This window comes from Sphingobacterium sp. NGMCC 1.201703, assembly GCF_047784615.1.
GTDB lineage: Bacteria > Bacteroidota > Bacteroidia > Sphingobacteriales > Sphingobacteriaceae > Sphingobacterium.
The window spans coordinates 470,251-495,548 of record NZ_JBLOHD010000004.1 but is presented as its reverse complement, the minus strand read 5'-3'; the positions used below and the strand labels follow the sequence as shown (position 1 = coordinate 495,548).

23 protein-coding genes are annotated in these 25,298 nt (G+C 39.3%); 11 read left to right on the top strand and 12 right to left on the bottom strand.

What is annotated here, in order from left to right:
* Positions 1–39 precede the first annotated feature (39 nt).
* A complete protein-coding gene (locus ACK8HY_RS10475; RefSeq protein ID WP_077438776.1) occupies positions 40–681 on the bottom strand; it encodes a response regulator transcription factor in 642 nt (213 codons plus the stop codon).
* Positions 682–963: 282 nt separating this feature from the next.
* On the opposite strand from ACK8HY_RS10475, the gene mscL reads away from it, so the two are divergent.
* The 5 genes from mscL to tsaB all read left to right on the top strand — a co-directional run bounded on the left by mscL (position 964) and on the right by tsaB (position 3,178).
* A complete protein-coding gene (gene mscL, locus ACK8HY_RS10470) occupies positions 964–1,371 on the top strand; it encodes a large-conductance mechanosensitive channel protein MscL (RefSeq protein WP_077438777.1) in 408 nt (135 codons plus the stop codon).
* A gap of 239 nt (positions 1,372–1,610) precedes the next feature.
* The gene (gene rpmH, locus ACK8HY_RS10465) at positions 1,611–1,769 is read left to right on the top strand and encodes a 50S ribosomal protein L34 (RefSeq protein ID WP_075991291.1); all 159 of its coding nucleotides are present in this window, start codon (positions 1,611–1,613) and stop codon (positions 1,767–1,769) included.
* Between the two features lie 60 nt (positions 1,770–1,829).
* Positions 1,830–2,246 (top strand): ribonuclease P protein component, encoded by a 417-nt coding sequence (locus tag ACK8HY_RS10460; RefSeq protein ID WP_077438778.1) that lies wholly within the window; start codon positions 1,830–1,832, stop codon positions 2,244–2,246.
* Positions 2,209–2,463 (top strand): membrane protein insertion efficiency factor YidD, encoded by a 255-nt coding sequence (yidD, locus tag ACK8HY_RS10455; protein ID WP_077438779.1) that lies wholly within the window; start codon positions 2,209–2,211, stop codon positions 2,461–2,463. Before ACK8HY_RS10460 ends, yidD begins: the two co-directional genes overlap by 38 nt.
* A gap of 13 nt (positions 2,464–2,476) precedes the next feature.
* Complete coding sequence (gene tsaB / locus ACK8HY_RS10450; protein ID WP_077438789.1) at positions 2,477–3,178, top strand: tRNA (adenosine(37)-N6)-threonylcarbamoyltransferase complex dimerization subunit type 1 TsaB; 702 nt, start codon at positions 2,477–2,479, stop codon at positions 3,176–3,178.
* Here the strand turns inward: tsaB and ACK8HY_RS10445 are convergent.
* Both ACK8HY_RS10445 and ACK8HY_RS10440 read right to left on the bottom strand, forming a co-directional pair.
* Positions 3,173–4,078, bottom strand: coding sequence for a CorA family divalent cation transporter (locus ACK8HY_RS10445; protein WP_077438780.1), 906 nt, complete (start codon positions 4,076–4,078; stop codon positions 3,173–3,175). The genes tsaB and ACK8HY_RS10445 overlap by 6 nt on opposite strands.
* A 163-nt stretch (positions 4,079–4,241) precedes the next feature.
* On the bottom strand, positions 4,242–4,859 hold the full coding sequence (locus tag ACK8HY_RS10440) for an OmpH family outer membrane protein (protein WP_077438781.1): 618 nt from the start codon (positions 4,857–4,859) through the stop codon (positions 4,242–4,244).
* 191 nt (positions 4,860–5,050) lie between these two features.
* Between ACK8HY_RS10440 and gyrB the strand changes: the two genes are divergently transcribed.
* From gyrB to ACK8HY_RS10420, 4 genes are all read left to right on the top strand, one after another.
* Positions 5,051–7,009 (top strand): DNA topoisomerase (ATP-hydrolyzing) subunit B, encoded by a 1,959-nt coding sequence (gene gyrB / locus ACK8HY_RS10435; RefSeq protein WP_077438782.1) that lies wholly within the window; start codon positions 5,051–5,053, stop codon positions 7,007–7,009.
* A gap of 215 nt (positions 7,010–7,224) precedes the next feature.
* The gene (locus ACK8HY_RS10430; RefSeq protein ID WP_416133606.1) at positions 7,225–9,207 is read left to right on the top strand and encodes a ComEA family DNA-binding protein; all 1,983 of its coding nucleotides are present in this window, start codon (positions 7,225–7,227) and stop codon (positions 9,205–9,207) included.
* A complete protein-coding gene (locus ACK8HY_RS10425) occupies positions 9,204–11,294 on the top strand; it encodes a ComEC/Rec2 family competence protein (protein ID WP_416133605.1) in 2,091 nt (696 codons plus the stop codon). The genes ACK8HY_RS10430 and ACK8HY_RS10425 overlap by 4 nt, the downstream gene beginning before the upstream one ends.
* Positions 11,291–13,192, top strand: a complete 1,902-nt coding sequence (locus ACK8HY_RS10420) for an ATP-dependent DNA helicase RecQ (protein WP_416133604.1) — start codon at positions 11,291–11,293, stop codon at positions 13,190–13,192. The genes ACK8HY_RS10425 and ACK8HY_RS10420 overlap by 4 nt, the downstream gene beginning before the upstream one ends.
* Here ACK8HY_RS10420 and ACK8HY_RS10415 read toward each other — a convergent pair whose 3' ends face one another.
* The 6 genes from ACK8HY_RS10415 to ACK8HY_RS10390 form a co-directional block, all read right to left on the bottom strand.
* The gene (locus tag ACK8HY_RS10415) at positions 13,193–14,029 is read right to left on the bottom strand and encodes a sulfurtransferase (protein ID WP_416133603.1); all 837 of its coding nucleotides are present in this window, start codon (positions 14,027–14,029) and stop codon (positions 13,193–13,195) included.
* Positions 14,030–14,128: 99 nt separating this feature from the next.
* The gene (gene rpsA, locus ACK8HY_RS10410; RefSeq protein WP_077438530.1) at positions 14,129–16,060 is read right to left on the bottom strand and encodes a 30S ribosomal protein S1; all 1,932 of its coding nucleotides are present in this window, start codon (positions 16,058–16,060) and stop codon (positions 14,129–14,131) included.
* Positions 16,061–16,289: 229 nt separating this feature from the next.
* Entirely contained in the window at positions 16,290–17,258 is a 969-nt protein-coding gene (locus tag ACK8HY_RS10405; RefSeq protein WP_077438531.1) for a YihY/virulence factor BrkB family protein, read from the bottom strand.
* 1 nt (position 17,259) lies between these two features.
* Positions 17,260–17,667 (bottom strand): acyl-CoA thioesterase, encoded by a 408-nt coding sequence (locus tag ACK8HY_RS10400; RefSeq protein ID WP_077438532.1) that lies wholly within the window; start codon positions 17,665–17,667, stop codon positions 17,260–17,262.
* Positions 17,667–18,707 (bottom strand): endolytic transglycosylase MltG, encoded by a 1,041-nt coding sequence (gene mltG, locus ACK8HY_RS10395; RefSeq protein WP_416133602.1) that lies wholly within the window; start codon positions 18,705–18,707, stop codon positions 17,667–17,669. Before mltG ends, ACK8HY_RS10400 begins: the two co-directional genes overlap by 1 nt.
* Positions 18,708–18,802: 95 nt before the next feature.
* Positions 18,803–19,804 carry a PASTA domain-containing protein gene (locus ACK8HY_RS10390; RefSeq protein WP_416133601.1) on the bottom strand — a complete coding sequence of 334 codons (1,002 nt, stop codon included), beginning with the start codon at positions 19,802–19,804 and terminating at the stop codon, positions 18,803–18,805.
* 116 nt (positions 19,805–19,920) lie between these two features.
* Here ACK8HY_RS10390 and ACK8HY_RS10385 point away from each other — a divergent pair, with 116 nt between their 5' ends.
* Positions 19,921–20,931, top strand: coding sequence for a D-alanine--D-alanine ligase (locus ACK8HY_RS10385; protein WP_416133600.1), 1,011 nt, complete (start codon positions 19,921–19,923; stop codon positions 20,929–20,931).
* A gap of 135 nt (positions 20,932–21,066) precedes the next feature.
* Here ACK8HY_RS10385 and ACK8HY_RS10380 read toward each other — a convergent pair whose 3' ends face one another.
* From ACK8HY_RS10380 to ACK8HY_RS10370, 3 genes are all read right to left on the bottom strand, one after another.
* Entirely contained in the window at positions 21,067–22,275 is a 1,209-nt protein-coding gene (locus ACK8HY_RS10380; RefSeq protein WP_416133599.1) for a serine hydrolase, read from the bottom strand.
* Positions 22,276–22,319: 44 nt separating this feature from the next.
* Positions 22,320–22,814 (bottom strand): dihydrofolate reductase, encoded by a 495-nt coding sequence (locus ACK8HY_RS10375; protein WP_416133598.1) that lies wholly within the window; start codon positions 22,812–22,814, stop codon positions 22,320–22,322.
* 72 nt (positions 22,815–22,886) lie between these two features.
* Entirely contained in the window at positions 22,887–23,708 is an 822-nt protein-coding gene (locus tag ACK8HY_RS10370) for a thymidylate synthase (RefSeq protein ID WP_077438538.1), read from the bottom strand.
* A 157-nt stretch (positions 23,709–23,865) separates the two neighbouring features.
* Between ACK8HY_RS10370 and mtaB the strand changes: the two genes are divergently transcribed.
* Positions 23,866–25,188: a tRNA (N(6)-L-threonylcarbamoyladenosine(37)-C(2))-methylthiotransferase MtaB gene (mtaB, locus tag ACK8HY_RS10365; RefSeq protein ID WP_416133597.1), complete on the top strand. Its 1,323-nt coding sequence runs from the start codon at positions 23,866–23,868 to the stop codon at positions 25,186–25,188.
* Positions 25,189–25,298 lie beyond the last annotated feature (110 nt).

Here is a 25,298-nt window from a genome sequence, read left to right as displayed (position 1 = left end):
TACACTCCAACAATATTTTAATTGTTGGAGTGTATTCTGCTAATTGTTGGAGTGTATTCTGAAAAGTTCAATCAGTTCAGGAATATTGGAAACATTTAATTTCTCAAATATCCTGCTTTTATAAGTGCTTACAGTTGATGGACTTAGCTCAAGTAGATTTGATACCTCGATAATTCCCAGGCCTTTTATCAATTGTTTGGCCACATCCACTTCCCTGTTTGACAGGCGCGCCAATGGATTTAATTTTGTTAATTCGGATTTGCTCTGAGTCAGTTTTTGGACGTATAGATCTTGCACATTGCTCGACATATATTTACCTCTATCTTGAATAGCCAAGATAGCATGACTTAATTCCGCCATTGCTGTTGTTTTATTGAGATAACCTACTGCTCCAGCTTCAATATAGCGTAAAGCATATAAGGATTCATCATACGATGAGAAGATTAAAATTTTGATAGCAGGCTGGATCTGTAAGATTTCCTCAACTACTCTAATATTATTTCCCCCGGGCATATTGATGTCCAGTAATAGTAGATCGAAATCTTCCAGTTTTAGCTTTTCAAGCACCTCATCGAAATTTTCCGCTTGAAAAATTTCCGCTTTTTTAAGTGTTTCCTTAATAATAACGGAGGCTCCAAGTCGTACAATACCGTGGTCGTCTGCAATAAGAATCTTTTTCATAGATACTTTATCTTATTCTGGGCTTTAATTACCGTATGAAATTTAAAGTACTATCAATATACAATATATCTTGATATTTTGCCCTAGTTAACGAGCAAATATAGCAAATTAAGTTAATAAAAAACTTGCGCATATCGTTTTAGGCCATAAATTTAAAAATAGGATTAAAGCGAGAAAATATAGGATAATAGATGACTCGCGTTAAAAAAGTGGTTTATTTTAATTAGATTTATGTGACAATTATTAATTTTGGTAAAATTTTAAACGATTAAATGGCTTAATATGGGATTTCTAAAAGAATTTAAAGAGTTCGCAATGCGCGGTAGCGTTGTTGATTTGGCTGTCGGTGTTGTGATCGGTGGGGCATTTGGTAAAATTGTGACATCATTGGTTGACGATATTATCATGCCTCCCATAGGATATTTGACAGGCGGAGTTGACTTCTCCTCGAAAAAAATTATACTGAAAGCTGCTGATGAGGCTGCGAAACAAGCCGAAGTTTCTATTAACTACGGTAATTTTATCAATGTAATTATCCAGTTTCTGATTGTTGCATTTTGTATTTTCTGTGTTATTAAAGGTTTAAATTCTTTGAAACGTAAAGAGGAAGCTGCTCCTGCTGCACCACCTGCACCGACAAAAGAAGAAACATTGTTGACAGAGATCAGAGATATTCTGAAAACCAAATAATTCTAACTCATGTTTGATTTCGTATAAAACAGAGGGGCAGCGCTTCTCTGTTTTATATTTTCTGTAATCTGTAAATTGGTTTTTTTAGGCTGTCAATGAATAATTTAGAGACCGCTTTTTACTTAAAGTCTAAATGTTCTCAATATTGTTTGTTTTTGTCTAAAATAAACTTTACTTTTGCATTCCTCTTGGGGAGTTTTGTATTAATTGAAGTAAGAACAAATTAGCATAATAGCGTCATGAAAAGAACATTTCAGCCATCGCAAAGAAAAAGAAGAAACAAACACGGTTTTAGAGAGCGCATGAGCTCTGCAAACGGTAGAAGAGTATTAGCTTCACGTAGAGCTAAAGGTAGAAAACGTCTTACAGTGTCTGACGAATACCGTCACAAAGGTTAATCTTTGATAAGGATCGGTGGCCGCTTATAAGAGCTTTTTCTGATAAGATTAAGTCATCGGATGAGAAATACATTTACAAAAGAAGAACGGTTATGTGCGAAAAGGCGTATTGATACGCTTTTTAAAAGCGGTTCTTCTTTTGTTTTGTACCCTTTTAGAATTGTTTTTGTTTTCGAGAAAAACAAAGAGACTGAAAATCCCCCCCCTTGTCAGTCTATTATATCCGTTTCCAAACGTAGGTTTAAAAGAGCAGTAGACCGCAATGCGATAAAACGTATGATGCGTGAAAGCTATCGTCTGCAGAAATCGGATAATTTGATTCCTTTTTTGTTGAAACATAATGTAACTTTGTATTTAGCTATTCAGTACGTGGGAAAACAGATCTTAGCATATGATGTGTTCCATACCGCGATGAATAAAATGCTGAAAAAATTACAGGATGAATGTGCTGCTGCTTATTTGGAAAAAGGGAATTAAACCTTTCTTTAGTTTTATTTTCTTAGCCATAATTCGTTTCTATCAACTGTTTATTTCGCCGTTTTTGGGAGCTAATTGTCGGTATACACCTACTTGTTCTCAATACGGCAAAGAGGCTATTCTAAAATATGGTCCTTTTAAGGGGGGCTGGATGGCTTTGAAGCGGATAGGACGTTGTAATCCTTGGGGCGGCCATGGTCATGACCCTGTACCTTGATTTCAATATAACGATGAATAATTTAATTTTACAAATTGATACTTCAACCACGGTTTGTTCGGTAGCCCTAAGTCAAAATGGACAGACATTGGCTGTACTTAATCTTGATGAACCGAATGCACATGCCGCTAAATTGACTGTTTTGATTGAACAGATCTTACGTCAGTCAGGACGTTCTATAAAGGAGCTTGCTGGAATAGCGGTGAGCATGGGCCCAGGATCTTATACGGGGTTACGTATAGGGGTGTCCACGGCAAAAGGTCTTTGCTATGGTTTAGATATACCCTTGGTTGCAGTCAACACACTTGATGCATTGTTCGCCGGGTACCGGGAACAATTTGACCTACAAGAGAAGGAAGCCTATATTCCTATGCTGGACGCGCGTCGTATGGAAGTATACGCAGCAGTATATGACCATAACGGTGAACTTATAAAACCTACTTCTGCAGAAATCATCGATGCAGATTATTACAATGAACTGTTGGTTACATACAAGCGTGTTCATCTATTTGGCTCTGGTGCTGATAAATTTGAGACATTGTTTGAAAGCGATGATCGCGTGAATGTACAACCAGGATTTAAAAATTCAGCTGCTTTTTTATCACAATTGGCGTTTGATAAATTCCAACATAAAAAATTCGAAGATGTTGCCTATTTTGAGCCTTTTTATCTAAAAGACTTTGTAGTAATGACAAAGAAAAAGGTTGGCTTATAGCCAACCTTTTCTTTTGAACCAGAAGTAAATAGCCATCGATATAACCACCATGATTCCCATAGCAATGGGGTAACCGTAATACCATTCCAGTTCTGGCATATTTTTAAAATTCATCCCATAAACGCCGGCGACAAATGTAATCGGCATAAAAAATACCGAGAAAATTGTCAAAATACGCATGATTTCATTGGTATGATTTGATGATATATTAAAGAATACGTTGAGTAATTGCGCTACATTTTCAGATAAGTTTTCATACAATGTCGAGGTACGTATTTGAAGATCTTTTAAATCACGCGTGTATACGTCTTTTTTGGATGACGAATGAAAATGCTCAACAACCTCCTTATAGAGGAAAATAACTTTTCTGGCAACATCTATTTGCCGTTTGATAAAATAAAGATTTTTGAGCACGGGTTGTTGTTTCATGCGTTTCAGAAAAATCAGTTCCTCGTAGGAGTCGATACGTGTGGAAAGTTGTTCCAGCGTTTTACTGAATGTGAAGACAGCAGCGGTAGTAATAAATACAGCCAATTTTCGGCTATTTTTTGTCTTTATGTTCGTAAACTCGATGTTTTTGAGTTTCTCTAAAAACTCAATACGACGTTTGTGTACGGTGATCACAAAGTCACTGCCATAAAAGATTGTGAGACGATCCGTTACTTCCCCTATGCTATCCGAATTTTCCTTGAAATTGTCGGACATGACCCGAAGAATAATAAACGTATAGTTTTCGAATTCTTCTATTTTAGGAAGATGCTCTGGTTCTTTAGAATCTTTTATGGAAGCATCATTTAGATTATATCTTTCCTTGATGAATGCAAAATCTTCTGCGGTAGGTTCAGAGATATCAATCCATTCGTAGTTTGCGATTTCCTTTTCAACAATCGTTTTGATCATAAATCTAATTTATACAAAGACAAGATACTAAACAATTTTGTTTGTTGCCAATACTTGTAGAAGGCAAACGAGGGATGTTTTTTTATCAGCAGGCTAGGAAGCGTCATAAATCAAAAAAGCCATCAAATACTATGATGGCTTCCTTGTTATAATTTTGGTATTCTTATTTATTAGAAGATTTGTATTCGTCATTTAACTGTTTGATGACTTCATTGGTAATTTCCAGAGAAGGATCAGCATACAATACCGTAGGGTTGGATTTAGAATAAGTCAGTACAAGCTTATAACCGTTATCTGCGGCGTGCTTTTTCAAAAACTCAGTGATTTTATTATACACGTTGTTGAATTCTTCCGACTCATCTTTTGCGAGTGATGAAGATGCCGTCTGATCTAATCTTGCCAGTTCATCTTGTTTACGAGCTAATTTTTGTTCGGTAGCCTGTCTATCTGCTGCAGACATCGTTGCAGCATTTTTTTGGTAATCTGCAACCTCGCGTTGAAATGCTGCACTTTTGGCTTGAAGATCAGTTTGTGCTTTTTTTACTTTGTTTTCAAGCTTTGACTTGATGTCTTTAAAATATTGATATTTTTCCGAAAGAGAATCAGAATTTAAATAGACAATTTTATCCTTGTTACTGCCTTGACTCTCTTTGCTTACAGTATTTGAATCATTTTTTGAAGGCTCATTTTGTGTTTTGGCACCTTGGTTACACGATACGATGGTTCCGGCCAGTAAAAGACCAAAGGAAACTTTCGATACAATTGAAAATATAGTGTTCATTTTTTTATTATTTGCAAATTAATACTGAAACAAACCTAACATAAAAAAATCGAAATTCTAATTTTTAATCCTAAAAAAATAAAATTATTGAGCATTTGGTTGTTTCGGATTATCCGTTTAATACTTTGCCCTAGACTTGATAAATCGGCCAAAATTTCGTATTTTTGAATATTACATTTAACAGTTTTTCAATGAGCGAAGAAAAGAAAAATGCATCCACCTACTCGGCCGATAATATTCAGGTATTAGAGGGTTTAGAGGCGGTTCGTAAGCGTCCATCCATGTATATTGGTGATACCGGTGTGAAAGGATTACACCACTTGGTATACGAGGTTGTAGACAATTCAATCGACGAAGCTGTAGCAGGATACTGTACAGATATCTTTGTTACTATCCATAAAGACAATTCAATTTCTGTTCGGGATAATGGTCGTGGTATCCCTACCGGAATCAACAAAAAGGAGAATAAATCAGCGTTGGAACTCGTAATGACGGTTTTACATGCTGGTGGTAAGTTTGACAAAGATACCTACAAGGTGTCTGGTGGTCTACATGGTGTGGGGGTATCTTGTGTGAACGCATTGTCTACACTTTTGAAAGCTGAGGTACACCGTGATGGAAAAATATATCAACAGGAATATCAAATCGGTAAGCCTTTATACGATGTTAAAGAAGTCGGTGTCTCTGATAAAACAGGTACAATTGTAACGTTTCATCCGGATGCAACGATATTTACACAGACTACCGTCTATAATTACGATACATTGGCCAATAGGCTTCGTGAGCTTGCATTCCTGAATAAAGGGGTAAGCCTGACATTGTCGGACGAACGTGAAACCAATGAAGACGGTTCTGAAAAGAAAGAAACTTTTTATTCTGAAGGCGGTCTGAAAGAATTTGTTAAGTTCTTGGATGGCACGCGCCAGGCGTTGATTCCTGAACCGATCTATGTAGAGGGAATCAAACAGGGGATTCCTGTGGAGCTAGCCTTACAATATAATGATACTTATTCGGAGAATGTCCATTCCTATGTAAATAATATCAATACGATCGAAGGTGGTTCACACGTTGCAGGGTTCCGTAGAGGGTTGACACGTACCCTGAAAGCATACGCTGATAAATCAGGTTTACTTAAAAACCTAAAAGTCGAAATTACAGGTGATGATTTCCGTGAGGGATTGACTGCTGTTATTTCTGTGAAGGTTGCAGAGCCTCAATTTGAAGGACAGACAAAAACCAAATTGGGTAACTCTGAGGTAATGGGAGCTGTGGATGTTGCTGTTGGTGAGATTTTAGGTGTTTACCTTGAAGAAAACCCTCGTGAAGCGAAAGCCATTGTTCAAAAGGTTGTCATCGCAGCTCAAGCACGCGCAGCGGCACGTAAAGCACGTGACCTGGTACAACGCAAAACGGTCATGGGCGGCTCCGGGCTTCCAGGTAAACTGGCCGATTGTCAGGATAATGACCCTACCAAATGTGAGATTTATTTTGTTGAGGGAGATTCTGCGGGCGGTACAGCCAAGTCTGGCCGTGATCGGAAACACCAGGCTATTATGCCATTAAGGGGTAAAATTCTGAACGTTGAAAAAGCAATGGAGCATAAGATCTATGAAAATGAAGAGATCAAAAATATGTTTACTGCTTTAGGAGTAAGCGTTGGTACTGCCGAAGATGCCAAAGCACTGAATCTTGAGAAATTGCGTTACCACCGTATCATTATCATGACCGATGCCGATGTGGATGGTTCCCACATTACAACATTGATTCTGACATTCTATTTCAGATATATGAAAGAATTGATCGAAAGAGGATATGTATACATCGCTACGCCTCCTTTGTACCTTGTGAAAAAAGGGAAAGAGCATGAGTACGCATGGAATGAAGACCAACGTATTAATGCGATCCAACGCTTAAAAGGAACAGGTAAAGAGGATAGTGTACATGTACAGCGCTACAAAGGTCTAGGTGAGATGAATGCGGAGCAGTTGTGGGATACAACAATGAACCCTGAAACACGTACTTTACGTCAGGTAACTATCGAAAATGCCGCTGAATGTGACCGTATTTTCTCTATGTTAATGGGTGATGAAGTAGCACCGCGCCGTGAATTTATTGAGAAAAATGCACGTTACGCAAAAATTGATATCTAATACCAATTTTATAACGAAAATAGAAAGGCCTGATGAATTTTTCATCAGGCCTTTTTTTATTTCATTTTATTTTCTAACTTAATCTAGAGGAATCTAACTTTCTGCCGGGATAGCTGTTTCTTCAACCAACGGATAACCAATATTTAATAAAACCTATTATGAAATATTGTAGCAAAATTTTGCTCTTTATAGGTTGTTTTATTGGGATAACCTGTATGGCGCAAACAAATGAAAAAATCAACCTCGAAGAATTATTTGAAAGTTTATCGGAGGAATTGCCCGAAGACACTGATTTAAGTGAATTAAGTGAAAAATGGCAGTATTATCTCAAACACCCCATCGATCTGAACAAGACAGATGGGATGGAATTAATCGAATTACAATTTATAGATCCGCTGTTGATACAGCGGTTGATCGAACACCGTCAGGTTTCTGGTAACTTTATAAATGCCTTAGAGATTCAGTCCATAGCCGGTTTTAATACACGGCTCGTATCCTTATTGCTACCTTTCGTTAAGGTCGGAGAAGCTAGTCCACTTACAGGAAACAAATTCAAAGATGTATCCCACGAATTTATATTGCGTTATGGCCGGCCCCTGGAGCTAACAAAAGGGTACCAGATTACAGATACGACAAGATCTCGGTACTTGGGAGATCCCAATCGATTTGCTATTCGATACCGGGCTAATCTAAAAGATGAAATCCGCCTAGCAATTAATATGGAAAAGGATGCCGGTGAGCCATTTTTTAGGGATAAGCAAAAATTAGGATTTGATTTTTATGGAATAAGCCTATTCGTTAAATCGATTGGTCCTATTCGCAATCTCGTCGTTGGGGATTATGCATTGCAGTTCGGCCAGGGGCTCAGTATGTGGAATGGTTTAAGCTTCGGCAAGGGCGGGCTGGTACAGAATACTGCCCGACAGGGCATTGGTGTAAAACAATACACTTCTTTAAACGAGGTTAATTTTATGCGTGGTATCACAGGAACCTTGCAGCTGCAGCGATTTGAGGTCACTCCCTATTTTTCTTACCGACCCATTGATGCCAATGTAGTCGATGATTCAGCAGGAACGAGGGTAATTAAGACGATTGCGCAGTCAGGCCTGCATCGAACAGCAACAGAACAGCGCTACAGAAATGCTGCGCATCAAATGACCTATGGACTGAATGTTCTGTGGCGATATAATCGTTTCAAGATTGGGATTCATGTCAATCAATCCCAATTGGATGCGATTAGGCTCCGGGGAGCGGCCAAAAGGCAGCAGTATGATTTTGAAGGTGATGTGTTGCAGAATATAAGCCTGTATACAAATTATACGTTCCGAAACGCCCATCTCTTTGGAGAGTATGCCAATAGTTTAGACGGGGGATCGGCTATATTATTGGGATCAATCGTTAGTTTACATCCAAGACTCTCTACTGTTGTTCTCGTCCGGAACTATAGAAAAAACTATCATACTTTTTACGGGCAGGGTTTTGGGGAATCAGGCAATACCGCAAATGAAGAGGGGATGTATGCAGGACTTACCTATCAATTGGCAAGAAAATTAGTTTGGTCCAGTTACATGGATATCTTTCGGTTTCCGGAAGCTAAATACCAAGCGGATACCGGATCTGTGGGAGCAGATTTTTTTAGCCAGCTCAGTTATATCTGGTATAAGAAAGGACAACTCATTTTAAGGTATAGAAATCGATTAAAGCAGACGAATTATATTGGGCAGGGACAAACTGAATCAGGACTGGTAAATAGTTCAAAGCAGCAGTTACGCATAGAATTTCAATATAAGTTGAATGCTATCTGGACGATTCGGTCCCGCGCTGAAGCGAACCTGTTCAAGAGGGAATATGAGGACAATAGCTTGGGCTATCTATTTTATCAGGATGTTTTTTGGAAGCCCGACATCAATAAGATTCAGCTAAATACCCGGATAGCCTACTTTCAGACCGATTCATATGACAATAGGTTTTATGCCTATGAGAATGATGTGTTATATGCTTCAGGATTTGGAATGTATCATACGAAAGGATGGCGTGCATATGTGAATTTGAGATATAAAATAAATCCTAATCTCGATATATGGGCAAAGTATGGGGTTTATTATTATCCGGATAAAGACACAATAGGTTCTGGTTTGGAGGAGATCAGCGGTAACAGAAAGTCCGAAATTAAGCTACAGTTGAGATGGCAACTATGAAAGAATTAACCTTTTATCAAAAGCTGGAGCGAATTCCGATATTAAAGATTACCTCTGTTTACGTTATCGGGCTCTTTTTAGCACCGCTGCTAAAATTCTCCCCCAAATGGTTTCAATACCTGGAATATAGCTTATTCCTATTCGTGGGGCTAACTCTTTGTTGCTATTTGCTCAGAAAAACAGGATTTAGATATGGCTATCTTTTCGGATATTATGTGCTGGTCCTGCTATTTGGCATATGGCAATTTTGGCGTAGCGACCCATTGTTTGTCAAAGATCATTTTTCGCATTTTCAGCTGGATAGCTATGTTGTCGATATTATCGATGAACCTAAAACAAAGGCCGATATCGTCCGATTCGAAGCTGAGGTAATTGGCGGTTATAAGCACGGAACTTTTGTTCAGACTACGGGCAAGATCATGGTTTCAATAAAATCGAAATTGAAAATCCAGTTTCAATATGGCGATCGGCTCTGGGTAAAGGGCAGTATGGCCCGTGTCGCCCCGCCATTGAATCCATTGGAGTTTGACTATAGAGGGTACCTGGAACGAGCTGATATCTACCATCAAATTTTCTTGCATACGGATAACTATACGGTAATTGCAAAAGGAGTTTCACAATCCAATGATATGAGAGGTAAGGCGCTGGAAACACGTGGATATTTTTTACGAAAACTACAGCCTTACTTCCAGAATGAGGAATACTTTTCCATTGCAGCTGCTTTGTTATATGGTTTTCGTAGCGATATTGATGAGGAAATCCTAAGAGCATTTACAAACACGGGTACCATACATGTATTGAGCGTTTCTGGAATGCACGTAGCTGTACTCTTTGGTTTTTTGTCATTGGTTTTCAGGTTTGTGCCGCTGCCTTCAATGTTGCCCTGGTTACCTTTTGTAATAACATTTTCCGTTATTTGGCTATATGCTTTTATTGCTGGGCTGGGGCCGCCTATTGTGCGTTCGGCTATTATGATCAGTTTTGTTTTATCTGCGCAGTACTTTAAACGAAATAGCTCATCACTCAATGCTTTGGTAACAGCTGCAACTATTATTTTGCTCTGCTCTCCCAGAGCGCTTAGGGATGTTGGGTTTCAGCTCTCCTTTTTGGCGGTTTTAGGCATGATATTGTTTTTGCCCATTTTTGAAAAAATTATTGTGGTAAAAAAGCCGTTGATGCGTTTTTTTAGGGACGCAGTGAGTATCTCCATCGCTGCGCAGATCTTAACGACACCACTGACCCTCTATTATTTTGGCCAGTTTCCCACCTATTTTTTACTGGCAAATTTACTCGTCGATTTCCCTTCAACATTAGCTATGTATCTAGGCTTTGTAATGACGGTCAATCCTTTGGATTGGCTCAATGAGATCCTGGGAATACTTTTGGGAAATTTAATCGGATTTATGCTTTATTGTCTGCAATTTGTTGATAGTCTTGCCTTTTCAACGATCAAAATCAATATCATTGATAAGGGCCTACTTTTTCTTTCCTATGCTGCTATTTTTTCCTTTTTATATGCCTATCAATGGAAGGACAATAAGTATCACTATTTAGGATTCTTTTGTGTCGCTGGGATGCTGATAATAGCTATCCACGGTCGGGTTATCGAAAGGAATATTGAGCGATTTCGGGTATATAATACGAGAAATGAGTTGACCATGGCTTATTTCAAGCATCAACAGGCTGTTATTTACAGTACTTTTGATTCCTTGAATCATAAAGCCCTGCAATATGCTTGCGGCCGCGAAATCCAGGTGTTGACCGCTGAGGATAATGTTCAATTTATTCCATTGGGAAATGCAGGGAAAAGAGTGAATTATTTGATCGCGTTGCCAATAGGAAAGGTAATCATTATGGAACATTTTGAAGAGGTATTACCAACCGCAGATCTACTGATTGTCAGAAAAAATGCCATTCAAAAATTAGCTGCTGCAGTATCCCTTATTTCACCCAAACAGGTTATTCTCGATGGCTCCAATTCTTTGAAGAAATCACTCCGCGCAAAGGTCATACTCGACAGTCTAAGGATAAAGAATTATATCATAAAAGATAATTTTGCGTATGTTTGGGATAAGGAGAGCTTATGACTTTAGATAGCATATCAATCTTAAGACAATATTGGGGGTTTGAATCCTTTCGGCCATTGCAGGAAGAAATTATTCAGTCAGTAATTTCTGGTAAAGATACACTTGCTTTACTACCGACAGGAGGGGGGAAATCCATCTGTTTTCAGGTGCCGGCATTGATGATGGAGGGCATCTGCATTGTTGTGACACCCCTGATTGCGTTAATGAAGGATCAGGTGGAACATCTGAAGAAAAATGGTATCCAGGCTGTCGCTATTTATTCGGGGATGAAAAAAAGAGAAGTGGATATCACTTTAGATAATTGTGTCTATGGAAAGATAAAGTTTCTTTACCTTTCCCCGGAACGTTTGTATAGTGATCTTGTTAGAGAGCGGATCCGGTTTATGAATGTTAATCTGTTTGCCATAGATGAAGCGCATTGTATTTCGCAATGGGGATATGATTTTAGACCGCCCTATTTGGAGCTGGCCAAACTGAAAGAGCTTCACCCTAAAGTACCATTTTTGGCACTGACCGCAACAGCGACCGAACGGGTTATTGCCGATATACAACAGAAACTCAATTTTCCAAAGCAAAATGTATTTGTCAAAAGTTTTCTTCGGGACAACTTGGCTTATATGGCGATTGAGGAAGAGGACAAAATGGGCCGGATGCTGCGTATTATTCATAAACTAGGCGGGTCAGGTATCGTATATGTTCGAAATCGAAGAGAGACGCAGGAAATAGCCCGTATTTTGATCAACAATGGAATTGCATCTGACTATTATCATGCGGGATTACCGGGGCAGGAGCGGGATCGTAAGCAGGATGAATGGATGTCGAATGCTGTACGTGTAATTGTTGCTACAAATGCTTTTGGTATGGGAATCGATAAACCCGATGTTCGCTTTGTCATTCACCTGGACCTACCTGATTCGCTGGAAGCGTATTATCAGGAAGCCGGTAGGGCAGGACGTGATGGTAAAAAAGCTTATCCGGTTATTCTTTATCAAAAGAACGATGAAAGAAAACTTGTTGATACATTGGAGGCTAGTTTTCCAGATGTTCCTTTCATACAGCAGACTTACCATTATTTATGTAATCATTTCCAGATTCCGTATGGTGCTGGTGAAGGGCTTACGGTGGATTTTGATGTCGTTACCTTTGCTAAAAAATATCAATTGCCTTTGGTGCCGGTAATGAATGCATTGAAATTTCTAGAACGCGATGGCTGGTTGACATTGTCAGAAGCAGTGACGATACCTTCACGTTTCAAATTTGAAATTGACAGCACAGAGTTGTACAAGATTCAGGTGCAATATGTCAAATATGATAAATTGATCAAAGCAATTTTACGTACCTATGGCGGCGTTTTTGACAACTATATCCTAATTAACGAATATGAATTTGCAAATAAACTTGGCGTTCCATACGGTCGGGTAGTAGAGCTTCTCAAATCGCTGGAAGCATTGGAAATAGCTAGTTATCTCCCTTCTACGGACGCTCCGCAGTTGACTTTTTTGCAAAATCGAGTTGATTACAAACATCTGCATATCGATCATATTTTCATCCGGGATCGTCATCAGGTGAAAGAGGAGCAGGTCAATGGAATGATAAATTATTTGGAACAAGCAAATTGCCGTAGTCAGTCATTATTACTTTATTTTGGAGAAAAGAATGCTGGTTTTTGCCAGGTATGTGATCTTTGTTTAATACGTATACACAAAGAAAACCAACGAGCTCAAATCAAGGAAGAGATAAAGAACAGCTTACTTGCCACATCTAAAAATCTTCACGATCTTGTTGATAGTTTAACCCTTGGAACTGAAAAAAGAAGAATAGAGGTTATCCGGGAACTACTGGATGCCGAAGTAATTCGTTTGGAGGATAAGCTCTATTCCTGGAATACGGTATTTTGATTACTTTTCTATGGGAAGATTAAGTTCTTCACGGCCCCATTCAGACCAGGATCCATCGTATACACGTATGTCTGCGTGACCTGAAATATAGGATGCAAAGGCTAGGATAGAGGCTGTCACTCCCGAACCACAGGAAAATACATATTCCTTTCCTGTTTTGAATTGATCAAAATGCTGCTTGAGTTGGTCAACTGGTTTATAGTAAATACCGTCAAGCAATTCCTCGAAAGGCAAATTTTTAGAGTGGGGGATATGCCCGCCGTTCAGTCCTTTTCGGGGCTCAGCAACTAAGCCAATAAATCTTCCTTTACTTCTGGCATCGAAAATGCTTATATCTGAGGACTTATAGTGTGCCAGAATATACTCCTTGTCAGCATACAGGCTTTTCTGAAAATGTGCTTTAAAGTTTCCGTTATTGCGCTGCTGCCTATAATTATCTGCTAGTTCAAATTTGTTTTTTTTCCAGGCGGGCACTCCTCCATCTAGAATATACACCTGATCAAACCCCATCACCTTAAACATCCACCAAGCACGCGGGCTGGAATATACCCCCCATCTATCATATAAAACTACGATGCTGTCCTGATCAATACCCAGAGCTTGGGCTTCAGTTTCAAACACCTGTTCTGATACTAGCGTATGTGGTAATTTAGCTGTGTGGTCAGAAAACTTTCCCTCGATATCAAAAAATAATGAATTTGGAAGTAATTCTAATTTTGAATCTTTTAAGGATTGGCCGACTTTATCGATGGTACAGTCTAGTAGGATCACATTGCCGTCTTTTGTCAATGTATCCTGAAGTTCGGATGGATTAATTAAGGCTGATCTGAATGACATAACAATTATTCTTATGTATACAAAATTACAAAGCAGACCTTTAAAAACAAAGCGGCTGTCCTTTTGGAACAGCCGCTTTTTATGGATTGAAAATACTAATTACTTAGCGTTTTTGTCATTTTCCATTTGCTCTTTCAATTGAGCTAACACGTCTAAGTCACCTAAAGTAGATTTTTCAACAGAATCTTTTACTTTTTTAACAGCTGAAGACTCAGCTTTAGCGTCTTTTTTACGGTTGTTAGACTCTTCTTTACGAGCTTCTTCTTTCTCTTCTTCCCAGATGCGAGAGTGAGAAATTACCAAACGTTTGTTCTCTTTGTTGAACTCGATGATTTTGAATGAAGTAACTTCATCAACTTTCAATGAAGAACCGTCTTCTTTAACAGAGTGTTTAGAAGGACAGAAACCTTCAACACCGTATTGTAGCGCAACGATATCACCTTTGTCACCAACTTTGATCACAGTACCTTCGTGGATAGAACCTTCAGTGAAGATTGTCTCGAAAGTATCCCAAGGGTTTTCTTCCAATTGTTTGTGACCTAAAGATAATTTACGGTTTTCTTCATCTAATTCTAATACAACTACGTCTAATGTTTCACCAACTTTAGTGAATTCGTTAGGGTGGTTGATTTTTTTAGACCAAGAAAGATCAGAGATGTGGATCAAACCGTCGATACCTTCTTCTAACTCAACAAATACACCGAAGTTAGTCATGTTTTTAACAACAGCTGTTTGTTTAGAGCCTACAGGGTAACGCTCAGTGATGTTTTTCCAAGGATCTGGAGTCAATTGTTTGATACCTAAGCTCATTTTGCGCTCGTCACGATCTAAAGTTAAGATCTGTGCTTCGATCTCGTCACCAACTTTTAAGAACTCTTGTGGAGAACGTAAGTTTTGAGACCAAGACATTTCAGAAACGTGGATCAAACCTTCAACACCTGGGATGATTTCTAAGAAAGCACCGTAATCAGCAACTGTTACGATTTTACCTTTCACTTTAGAACCAACTTCTAATGCTGTATCTAAAGATTCCCAAGGGTGCTCAGATAATTGTTTCAAGCCCAAAGCGATACGTTTTTTCTCGTCATCAAAGTCTAATACAACAACGTTGATTGTTTGATCTAGAGATAAAACTTCTTTTGGATGCTCGATACGGCCCCAAGAGATATCTGTGATATGCAACAAACCGTCAACACCACCTAAGTCGATGAATACACCGAAGTCAGTGATATTTTTAACAGTTCCTTCTAATACTTGACCTTTTTCTAATTTAGCAACGATCTCAGATTTTTGGTTCTCTAAGTCGTTTTCAATTAACACTTTGTGTGATACGACAACGTTTTTGAACTCGTGGTTGATTTTAACAACTTTGAATTCCATTGTTTTACCTACGTACACATCGTAGTCACGGATAGGTTTGATATCGATTTGAGATCCAGGTAAGAATGCTTCAACACCTTTGATGTCAACGATAAGACCACCTTTAGTACGGCTCTTAACGAAACCAGTAATGATTGCATCATTTTCCAATGCCTCATTGATAGCTTCCCAAGATTTTTGAGTTTTAGCACGTTTACGAGAAAGTACTAATTGACCGTTAGCATCTTCTTGAGATTCAACGAATACGTCAACTTTGTCACCAATTTTTAATTCTGGTAAGTCGCGGAATTCGGATAAAGAAACTAAACCGTCAGATTTGAAACCAACATTTAAGACAACGTCTTTGTTGTTGATAGAAACGACAGTACCTTCGATAATTTCACCTTGGTTAACTTGGTTGAAAGTATCAGCGTATTGTGCTTCAAGTTTAGCGCGTTCAGCATCGCTATAATTTCCGAAACCTTTGTCATTTGCATCCCAGTCAAATTCACCTTCTGGTGTGATCCAAGTGTTTGATTTGATTTCGTCGATTAAGTTTGAATCAGCTTCTGATTCAATTTTTTCAGTGTCTTTCACTACTTTAGTGTCAGCACCTTGTAGCTCTGCGTTTTTCGCTGCTAATTCTTTTTCTGCTTCTTGTTTTTTTGCCATTAATTAATTTTCTCCTTTTTCCTACGTTGTAGGAGTTGCAAAGGTACAAAAAAACTTTTAATGCAAAATTTTATTTTTCTTATTTTATTGAAGGACTTTCAGTTATAGCTTGCTGTCGAATATCTTGGCTGCGGAGGGCAGAATACGTTTTTCATTGACCCGCGAGCGAGCTGAACCCCATAAGCACGTTCTATTTGTCAAAAAATCGCCCTTAAAACACAGGTACAGCCTATTCGTTGTTTTTTTTAAATGAGTTGAAGATCCGAGGCTTGGCAATTACGATGGTCTGTTTGGACAATGCTATTGCTGCATTCAACTCATAGCCCAACAATAGTATCAGCGTATTGAGGTAGATCCATAGCATAATGACGATCAGCGTTCCGATCGATCCATATAATTTATTGTATGCACCGAAATGATTAATATAGAACGTGAAAATCGAGAAGGTCAAAATAGCTAAAATCGTAGCCATGGATGCGCCCGGGCTAAACAATTTCCATTTATTAGATGTAGAAGGACCAAACTTATAGATGCAGCTTACCGTAAAGAAATAAATAGCAAAGATAATAATCCATCGTGCAAGCTTTAACAAGGTCGCCCACATGCTGGATTTAATACCTGTAGTTTCTTTAAGATAGTCTATTGTTACACCCGCGATGGTAAATACGGTCATCCCAACGGTGAGGGCAAAAATAATCAGAAAAGCTAATGTTAGCGCAATGAGTCTTTTTTTTACCCAAGGTCTTTTTTCCGTCATTAAGGAAGCTTTATTGAATGCATTCATTAAGGATGCCATACCATTCGTCGCAAAATAGGCTGCGAAAAGAAAACCGAAGGAAAGGAGCCCCCCGTTCTGGTTTTTAATGATATCTTCTAGGGTAGTTTCGACGACAAGGAACGCATTTTTTGGAATCACCACCGCTAAAAAATCCAGTAATTGTTCCTGAAAGTTGTTGATCGGAATATAGGGAATTAATGTAAATAGAAAGATGATGCCGGGAAATATGGCCAACAAAAAGCTATACGATAATGAGGAGGCCTTACTGACGATTGAGTCCCTGGAGAGTTCCTGAAAGAAGAATACGGCCACCGTGTAAAGGGGAAGCGAACCAAAGCCGGGCAACACAACCCCTTTGCTCCATTCGATTAGTCTAAAATAAGGTTCAAAATTTAATAGCCATTGGTGGAATTTCCCCATATCAATTAAAATATTTACTCATCTTATCCTGGAAGATCTGGGGCGGCATGCAAGGTTTGTTCTTTTCCATATTAACAAACACCAATGTTGTCTCGCCCTGATTAAGCAGTTCGCCACTTTCGTTAAAAAGCTCATATTCGAAAATAATACGTACCGCCGGTTTCTTACGAATCGTTACCCGGATTGTTATCAGATCATCATATTTGCCCGGTTTGAAATACTTTGTTTTCATCTCTGTGACAGGTAACATGACGCCCATTTCTTCCAGTTCTTTATAAGATATTCCTGTACTTCTCAGCATTTCAGTTCTCGCTATCTCGTAAAAGGCAGCATAATTGCCATAATAAACATAACCCATTTGGTCTGTTTCGGCATAGCGGACGCGGATCTGATGGTCAAATACAAACATTATTTCTTGATATTTCTGGCGTCTAAGGCTTGTTGGAATTTTCGCGCATTGACCAGATGTTCTACTTCTGTTTTTGCAAAATTATGATAACCCGAAAAATCATCCTTTGCACACATATAGATGTAGTCATGTTGCTTGAAATTTAGAACAGCATCAATAGCGGCGATACTCGGGATCGAAATAGGGCCCGGAGGCAAGCCCCTATAGATGTAGGTATTGTAGGGATTGTCTGTTCTTAAATGTTTATTTAGGACTCTTCGGATCGTAAAATCATTGTTCGCAAAAATCACTGTTGGATCAGCCTGTAAGAGCATGCCCTTTTTGAGGCGATTTAAATATAAGCCAGCGATCATGGGCATTTCGTCCTGGTGCAAAGCCTCCCCTTTAACGATAGAAGCCAATGTGCTCACCTGTTGTTGAGTGAGGTTAAGTGCTTTTGCCTTAGCAATGCGATCTGCATTCCAGAATTTTTTCCACTCATCATCAAATCGGGCAATCACCTTTTCTGGACTTGTATTCCAGTAGATTTCGTAGGTATTAGGAATGAAAATTGAAATCAGGTTCTCTTTGGTAAAACCAAACTTTTGAACAATGGCTTCATCATTCAGTACCGCAATAAATTGTGCAGAATCCGCCTCAAAGTTTTTGCCTAATAACGCAGCCATATTTTCCTTTAGTCGGACATTGGCAAATCTAAACTTCACAGGTTCCTGGTAGCCGCCGATCAGATTGCCGATCAAACGCCGGTTGTTCATCCCCGGACTTAATAGATAGCGGCCCGGTTTTACGCTTTGTTCGTACTTTTTATATTGTGCTGCACGTTCGAAAGAGGCGATATCATCCAAAAGACTGGAGTCTTGAATCGATTTGAGAACATCTTCGTATTTAGCGCCTTCATGAATGTAAAGGTATTTTTTCTCTCCAGAAACGTTTGAGGCAAAGAAAGCCTTATAAAATGTCCATGCAAAATACCCCCCTACAAGAATGACGATTAATGCAACAATTTTTAACCAACTTGGTATTCCTTTTTTATTTTCCATCAGAATTACTTTTTAGATCTGTAATGAAACCTTCATGGACATATGACTCATCATTTATGCAAATGATCTATGCTCATGAAGGTTTCACACTGGCTTTAGAAGCCTAGACTATTTGCTTTATTTTCCTTTTTTTGCCCCGCTGCAGGTGCTGTATTTGAAGACTTGGCGGGAGGGGTATTTGTTGTCGTTTTTGTTGTAGCAGCTGGCTTCGTCGCAACTGGCTTCGCCGCAGGAGGGGTCGACTGTGTCGGATTCACCTGTGGCTTTGGAGTCGTTGTCCCCCCAGAGCTACCGCTTGTAGGTGAAGGTGCTGTCAGTGAAAGTGTCACATCTATTTTTGCCCCCAAGCTCGTTAATCCCTTTTCTACCCCTGGAGATTGAACACTGATCACAGCTGTTGTGGTATCGGTTACGTTGGGATCGTAGGTTACTGTTCCCAAGCCAAGTCCGGCACCAGAAAGCGCAAATTTAGCTTCGTTCAAAGGGAGGCCGATCAGGTTGGGAATTTCAACTTCATTCGCCCCGAGGCCATTACCAAGGACAAGATCTATCCTAGAGCCTTTCGGGATCATTCGGCCATTTCGAATGGACTGACCTGCAAATTGAGCGTCTAACACAATATCCCGGGCAATATCAGCGACATAAGTAGTGTCACCTATTTTAAGATTATGATTTTTTAAAATAGCTGTTGCTTCGATCAGGGTCTTATCTTTAATATTCGGAAAAGAGACTTCTGGTGCCACCTGAGTGATAATGGTCAGATAAATTGTTCGACCAGATTTCACGTGAAATCCCTGCTCGGGATCCTGTTCGATCACGAGTCCCGGTTTGGCGTCCATCTGATAAACGGAGTCAATTTGATATTCCAATCCAGCATCTTCCAGTGCCTGGATGGCAGCGTTGATATGTAGGCCCTTTATTTTCGGAACTGCAATGGATTCATCATGTTTAGTATATATTTTCAGCCCGACATATACCGCAAGAAATAGGCAGACTATCGCGACGAATGCGGCAATGAGATTTTTTCTGAATGTGGGTGTCTGAAGATATTGTACGACTTTGGACATTACTGTATTTGATAAAAATGAATTCTGCATAGAACCGCAATATTGAAGCCAATTTTGCAGAATGGTTAAATAAAATTATTCCTCACAAAATTATTCGTTTTTCCGTGTATAGCAAATTATATTTGCTATTCGAATCGCTAAAATTTATGAAAGCAAAAATAGCATTAATAACTGGAGGTTATACAGGAGAGGCCGAAGTTTCTTTTAAAAGTTCTGCCTTTGTCAACTCCCAACTCGATCATGACAAATACGATGTGTACTTGATTACCATATCAAAAGACGCATGGTTTTATACAGATAAAGATGGTCAGCAGCATCCGATCCTGCGCGAAAGCTTTACATTACCATTAAATGGAGAAACAATAAGTTTCGACTTAGCCTTTATTATGGTTCATGGCGTACCCGGAGAGGATGGAAGACTACAGAGCTACTTTGATTTGCTGGATATTCCTTATACTTCATGCGATGCACTGACGTCAGCTCTGACGATGAACAAGGGCTATACGAAGGCGATCTTAAGTGATATTCCTGAATTGTATCTGGCCAAATCGGTTTTATTATTTGAATCCCAACGAGGGGAAGCCCTTAGCACGGTAGAAAGTAATCTTTCCCTCCCATATTTTGTAAAACCGAACGCTGGTGGTAGCAGTATAGGGATGACAAAAGTGAAAGAATCCGTTCAGCTACAGGAAGCTATTGACAAAGCCTTTGATGCTGAGAATACAGGAAAGCAGGTCATTGTTGAGGAATTTGTAACGGGGCGGGAATTCTCGGAAGGAATATTCCGTAATGTAAAAGGAGAATTGGTCGTATTGCCAGCTACAGAGGTTCGAACAACCCGTGAATTTTTTGATTTTGAGGCGAAGTATATCCCTGGTTTGACAGAAGAAATTACACCAGCAGACCTGACGACAGAGCAGCAAGAACGTGCCGCCCGCATTCTGAAAGAAATTTATGTTAGGTTAAATTGTAAAGGTATGGTACGTGTAGACTTCTTCCTGGAAAATGGTACCGATAACTTTTACTTTATTGAGATCAATACTATTCCGGGGCAGACAGCACAAAGTTTTATCCCACAACAGGTACGTGCATTTGGTATGAAAGAAGGTGACTTCTATGCCGAATTGATCGAAAGTGCTTTGTTGTCCGCTAAATAGCTAATGGACGGGGGTTGTTTTCCTGATTCTATTTCATCCGCATGTATAGAAATGAACTACCTTAGTGTCGGGGTAACAAAAAATATCAATTTTGACATATAAAAGGGCTTTCAAAAATCTGAAAGCCCTTTTGTATTATTTTCTGAAATCAAACTTGGATAAATCAGGTTTGATTTTTTTTGTTCTTTTTAATTCTTCCTGATAGATAAGCTGGCCGATGTTTTTCAAAAATGGATAGGTGACGGTCTCGTATTCATAAATGCCGTCGTTGTAAATTCCATTTTCATTGGATTGGACAACAACAGCAAGGAGAAATTCAACACCCTGTTCGAAATCTACAATATAGGCATTATCTATATTATAGCCGTAGGAGTCACCATATTTATTGAAAATACGGATATTGGGATTTAGCTTTGCCTCTTTTTCGCGACCATAGAAGAGCAATTTGCTGTAGGTTGGCCAGAACTCTGTGGTATCATATTTTGGGAAATCCGATTCAAACGGATAGCGGGACATATAATCGTAGAGCAGGTTATAATCTTCTTTTTGTAAATTAAACCTGTCTTTGCTTTTAAATGCCTCTGGAAATAATAATTTCTTCAGGACCAGTTGTTGATCCTCTAGCGCATACACATTGAGACCTTCGAAGCTCCATGGCTCATGGATAAGTTCATCTTTATCATTCATGTAACCTTTTCCCTGAAGCGTATTGGCTAATTTGATATCATAGTCTTTGGGGTCAAATTGTTCTTTCTGCTGGTAGACAATATGGTCATCCTTATAGAACGTGAAGGGATTCGTATGCTTGGCCCAGATTCCTTTGTCACCTATAGCAAGCCTGTTGACAATCCGGCTATATTTGGTCCTATATTTTTTCAATTTTGCATTTAATTCAGCACGGCCAATAAATTCGAATAGCCTATTTTGGGCATCATTATCGCTGGTCAATAGTATCTTTTTTACATATTGGGCGATAGATGGCAGTCCGTTGGCCGCTGACTCATCTACAGCTACTTTGGTTTGTTTTTCAAAAGCAGAATCAATACGCAGCGGCGTATCTTTAGTCAGCCCATTAATATGTAAGTCATTAATTTTTTCCAGTGCCAAAATCGCAGTTGGCAGTTTCACAGTACTCGCTGGATAGAAGTACCAATTGGGATTCAGCCGATAACTATAAGACCGGAAATGCGGAATATTGGATTTATCACGGTCAATTTGTGTGTACAGGATCTGTACCTCATGTTTTGTTGGATGATTTAATATTTGCTGGAACAGATCAGGGCGGCTCTGAAGTAATTTTTCCAGGTATACGGTATCTATCTTTTGAGCATATGTCTTGGACATTAGTATAATGAAAACAAGAGATAAATATTTTAACATTACAATGGTTATTTTCTTTTGTACACCTCAAAGGTATAGTTGAATGCATGCTTATCATCTGCCTGATGCGGTTCCGCAGAAATCATTTCCCAGTCTTCCGATGATAATGCAGGAAAAAACGCATCTCCCTGAATCGTTGTGTGTACACGGGTCAACAGCACCTTGTTAGCCAGCGGTAAGGCTTGTTGATAGATATTAGCTCCACCTATGATAAATACCTCACGTTCATCGCGGCAATATAAAAGGGCTTCCTGGATGCTGTTGGCAACATCGATATCTGCTCCTTGGAAATCTGCATTACGTGTGATGACGATATTTCTTCGGTCGGGTAAGGCTTTTCCTATTGACTCAAAGGTTTTTCTGCCCATCAGGACCGAATGTTCAATGGTATTTCTTTTAAAATACTTAAAGTCGTTGGGTAAATGCCAGGGCATCTGGTTATTGATGCCGATCGCATTGTTTTCCGAAGCAGCTACGATTAATGTGATCGTTGGGTTACTCATCTTGTGTCGTGTAGATTAGTCGTATTTTGTGTAAAGTGGTATCATGCATGGAAAAGCTTCCTAAAGGCCTTCTTAAACCGCAACAGGAGCCTTTATATGTGGATGTGATTCGTAATTTAACAATTCGAAGTCTTCGAATTTGAAATCAAAAATATCTTTCACCTCGGGGTTTATCTTCATTTGAGGCAGTGGCTTTGGATCGCGGCTCAACTGCAGTTCTGTCTGTTCAAAGTGATTGCTATAGATATGTGCATCGCCCAATGTATGAATAAATTCAGCAGCTTCCATATCACAGACCTGTGCCACCATCATCGTCAACAGCGCATAAGAAGCAATATTGAAAGGTACGCCTAAAAATATATCAGCGCTACGTTGATAAAGCTGACAGGACAATTGGGGTTTCATAATCCCTTTTTCAGGTTGTGCCGGTGCTACATAAAATTGAAAGAAAGCATGACATGGAGGTAAGGCCATATGTTCAATCTCGGCGACATTCCATGCTGATACGATGATCCGACGGGAATCCGGCGAGTTTTTTAGTTGGTTGATAACCTGTGTGATCTGATCGATATGACGACCGTCAGGCGTTGGCCACGAGCGCCATTGCGAACCGTAAACCGGGCCTAAGTTGCCCTGCTCATCTGCCCATTCATCCCAGATGCTTACTCCATTTTCTTTCAAATACTGGATATTGGTTTCGCCTTTCAGAAACCAGATCAGCTCATGGATGATGGATCTAAGGTGCAGCTTCTTTGTGGTTACTAAAGGAAATCCTTCCTGAAGATTGAAACGCATCTGATACCCAAAGACACTCTTGGTACCAGTACCGGTACGATCCGTTTTTACAACACCATTCGTGTATACATGTCTGAGTAAATCTAAATATTGTTTCATCTGTACGTTGTATTTATTAAATGCTTAATCTTTAAATCTTCTAGCGCCTAAGACCTTTCAAGATAGTCAAAACTAAGGAAAATCCTTATAACGAGAAAGTCAAAACTTAAAATGATAAGAAGGGTTACTGAAAAAAAATGTAATTTTGCAAAATATTATGGAGAATAAAAAAGTAGCTTTTTATACACTTGGATGTAAACTGAATTATTCGGAGACATCATCCATAGGACGTTTATTTAAGGAAGCGGGCTATGATACAACAGCGTTCAATAGCCGTGCGGACGTCTATGTAATCAATACATGTTCTGTAACGGACAATGCTGACAAGAAGTGTAGAAAAGTGGTCAAGGAAGCTTTAAAGCACTCTCCGAATGCCTATATTACCATTGTAGGTTGTTATGCCCAGCTAAAACCAAAGGAAATCGCAGAGATCCCAGGGGTGGACATGGTATTGGGAGCTGCCGAGAAATTTAATATCATTGAACATATCAATGATTTGACCAAACAGGAAAAAACAATTGTTTATAATGGCCCGATTGATGAAACCAATCAATTTGTATCAGCCTATTCCATTGGTGATCGTACCCGTACCTTTTTAAAAGTTCAGGATGGATGTGATTATTCCTGCACATTCTGTACAATTCCCCTGGCACGTGGTGGAAGCCGTTCAGGAAAGATTGAAGAGATTGTGAAACAGGCGGAAGAAATTGCGGCTTCGGGTGTAAAGGAAATTGTGTTGACGGGTGTTAATATCGGGGATTTTGGTATCCGCGATGGTAAACGCGAAGACCGCTTCCTGGATTTAGTAAAGGCGCTGGATGAGGTTGAAGGTATCGATCGGATACGTATTTCTTCTATAGAACCTAATCTTCTTTCAAACGATATTATCGAGTTTGTTGCGCAATCCAAAAGATTTGTTCCACATTTTCATATGCCATTACAGTCCGGAAGCAATAAGATTTTGGGTCTGATGCGTCGGAGATATAAACGCGAACTGTATACCGAGCGAGTGGAATTTATCAAGTCTTTAATGCCGAACTGTTGTATTGGTGTTGACGTGATTGTTGGATTTCCGGGTGAAACACGTGAGGACTTTTTAGATACTTATAATTTCCTGAATAATATGGATATTTCCTATCTGCACGTTTTCACCTATTCTGAGCGTGAAAATACGATTGCAGCTCAAATGGAAGGAGCAGTACCGGGAGCACAGCGTAGTGATAGAAGTAAGATGTTACATATTCTTTCAGAGAAGAAACGTCGCGCCTTTTATGAATCACAGCTTGGCGCCCAGGGAGATGTCCTCTTCGAAGCAGATGAAAAAGATGGTTATATGCACGGTTTCTCCAAAAATTATGTCAAGGTGCGGACGTTGTATGATCCATTATTGGTGAACGAAGTTGTACCCGTTAAATTTATGGAAGTCACAGATACCTGTGAAGTAGAGATAGAAGAAGTTCCAGAGACATTGGCACATTAGTTCTTCAGGAACTTTATAGGATAAAAAAGGGGTAATCTTTCAGAAGATTACCCCTTTTTCATGATCCAAAGCTTTATTTCCTTCTTCTTAGACGATTGTTGGTTTTCCGT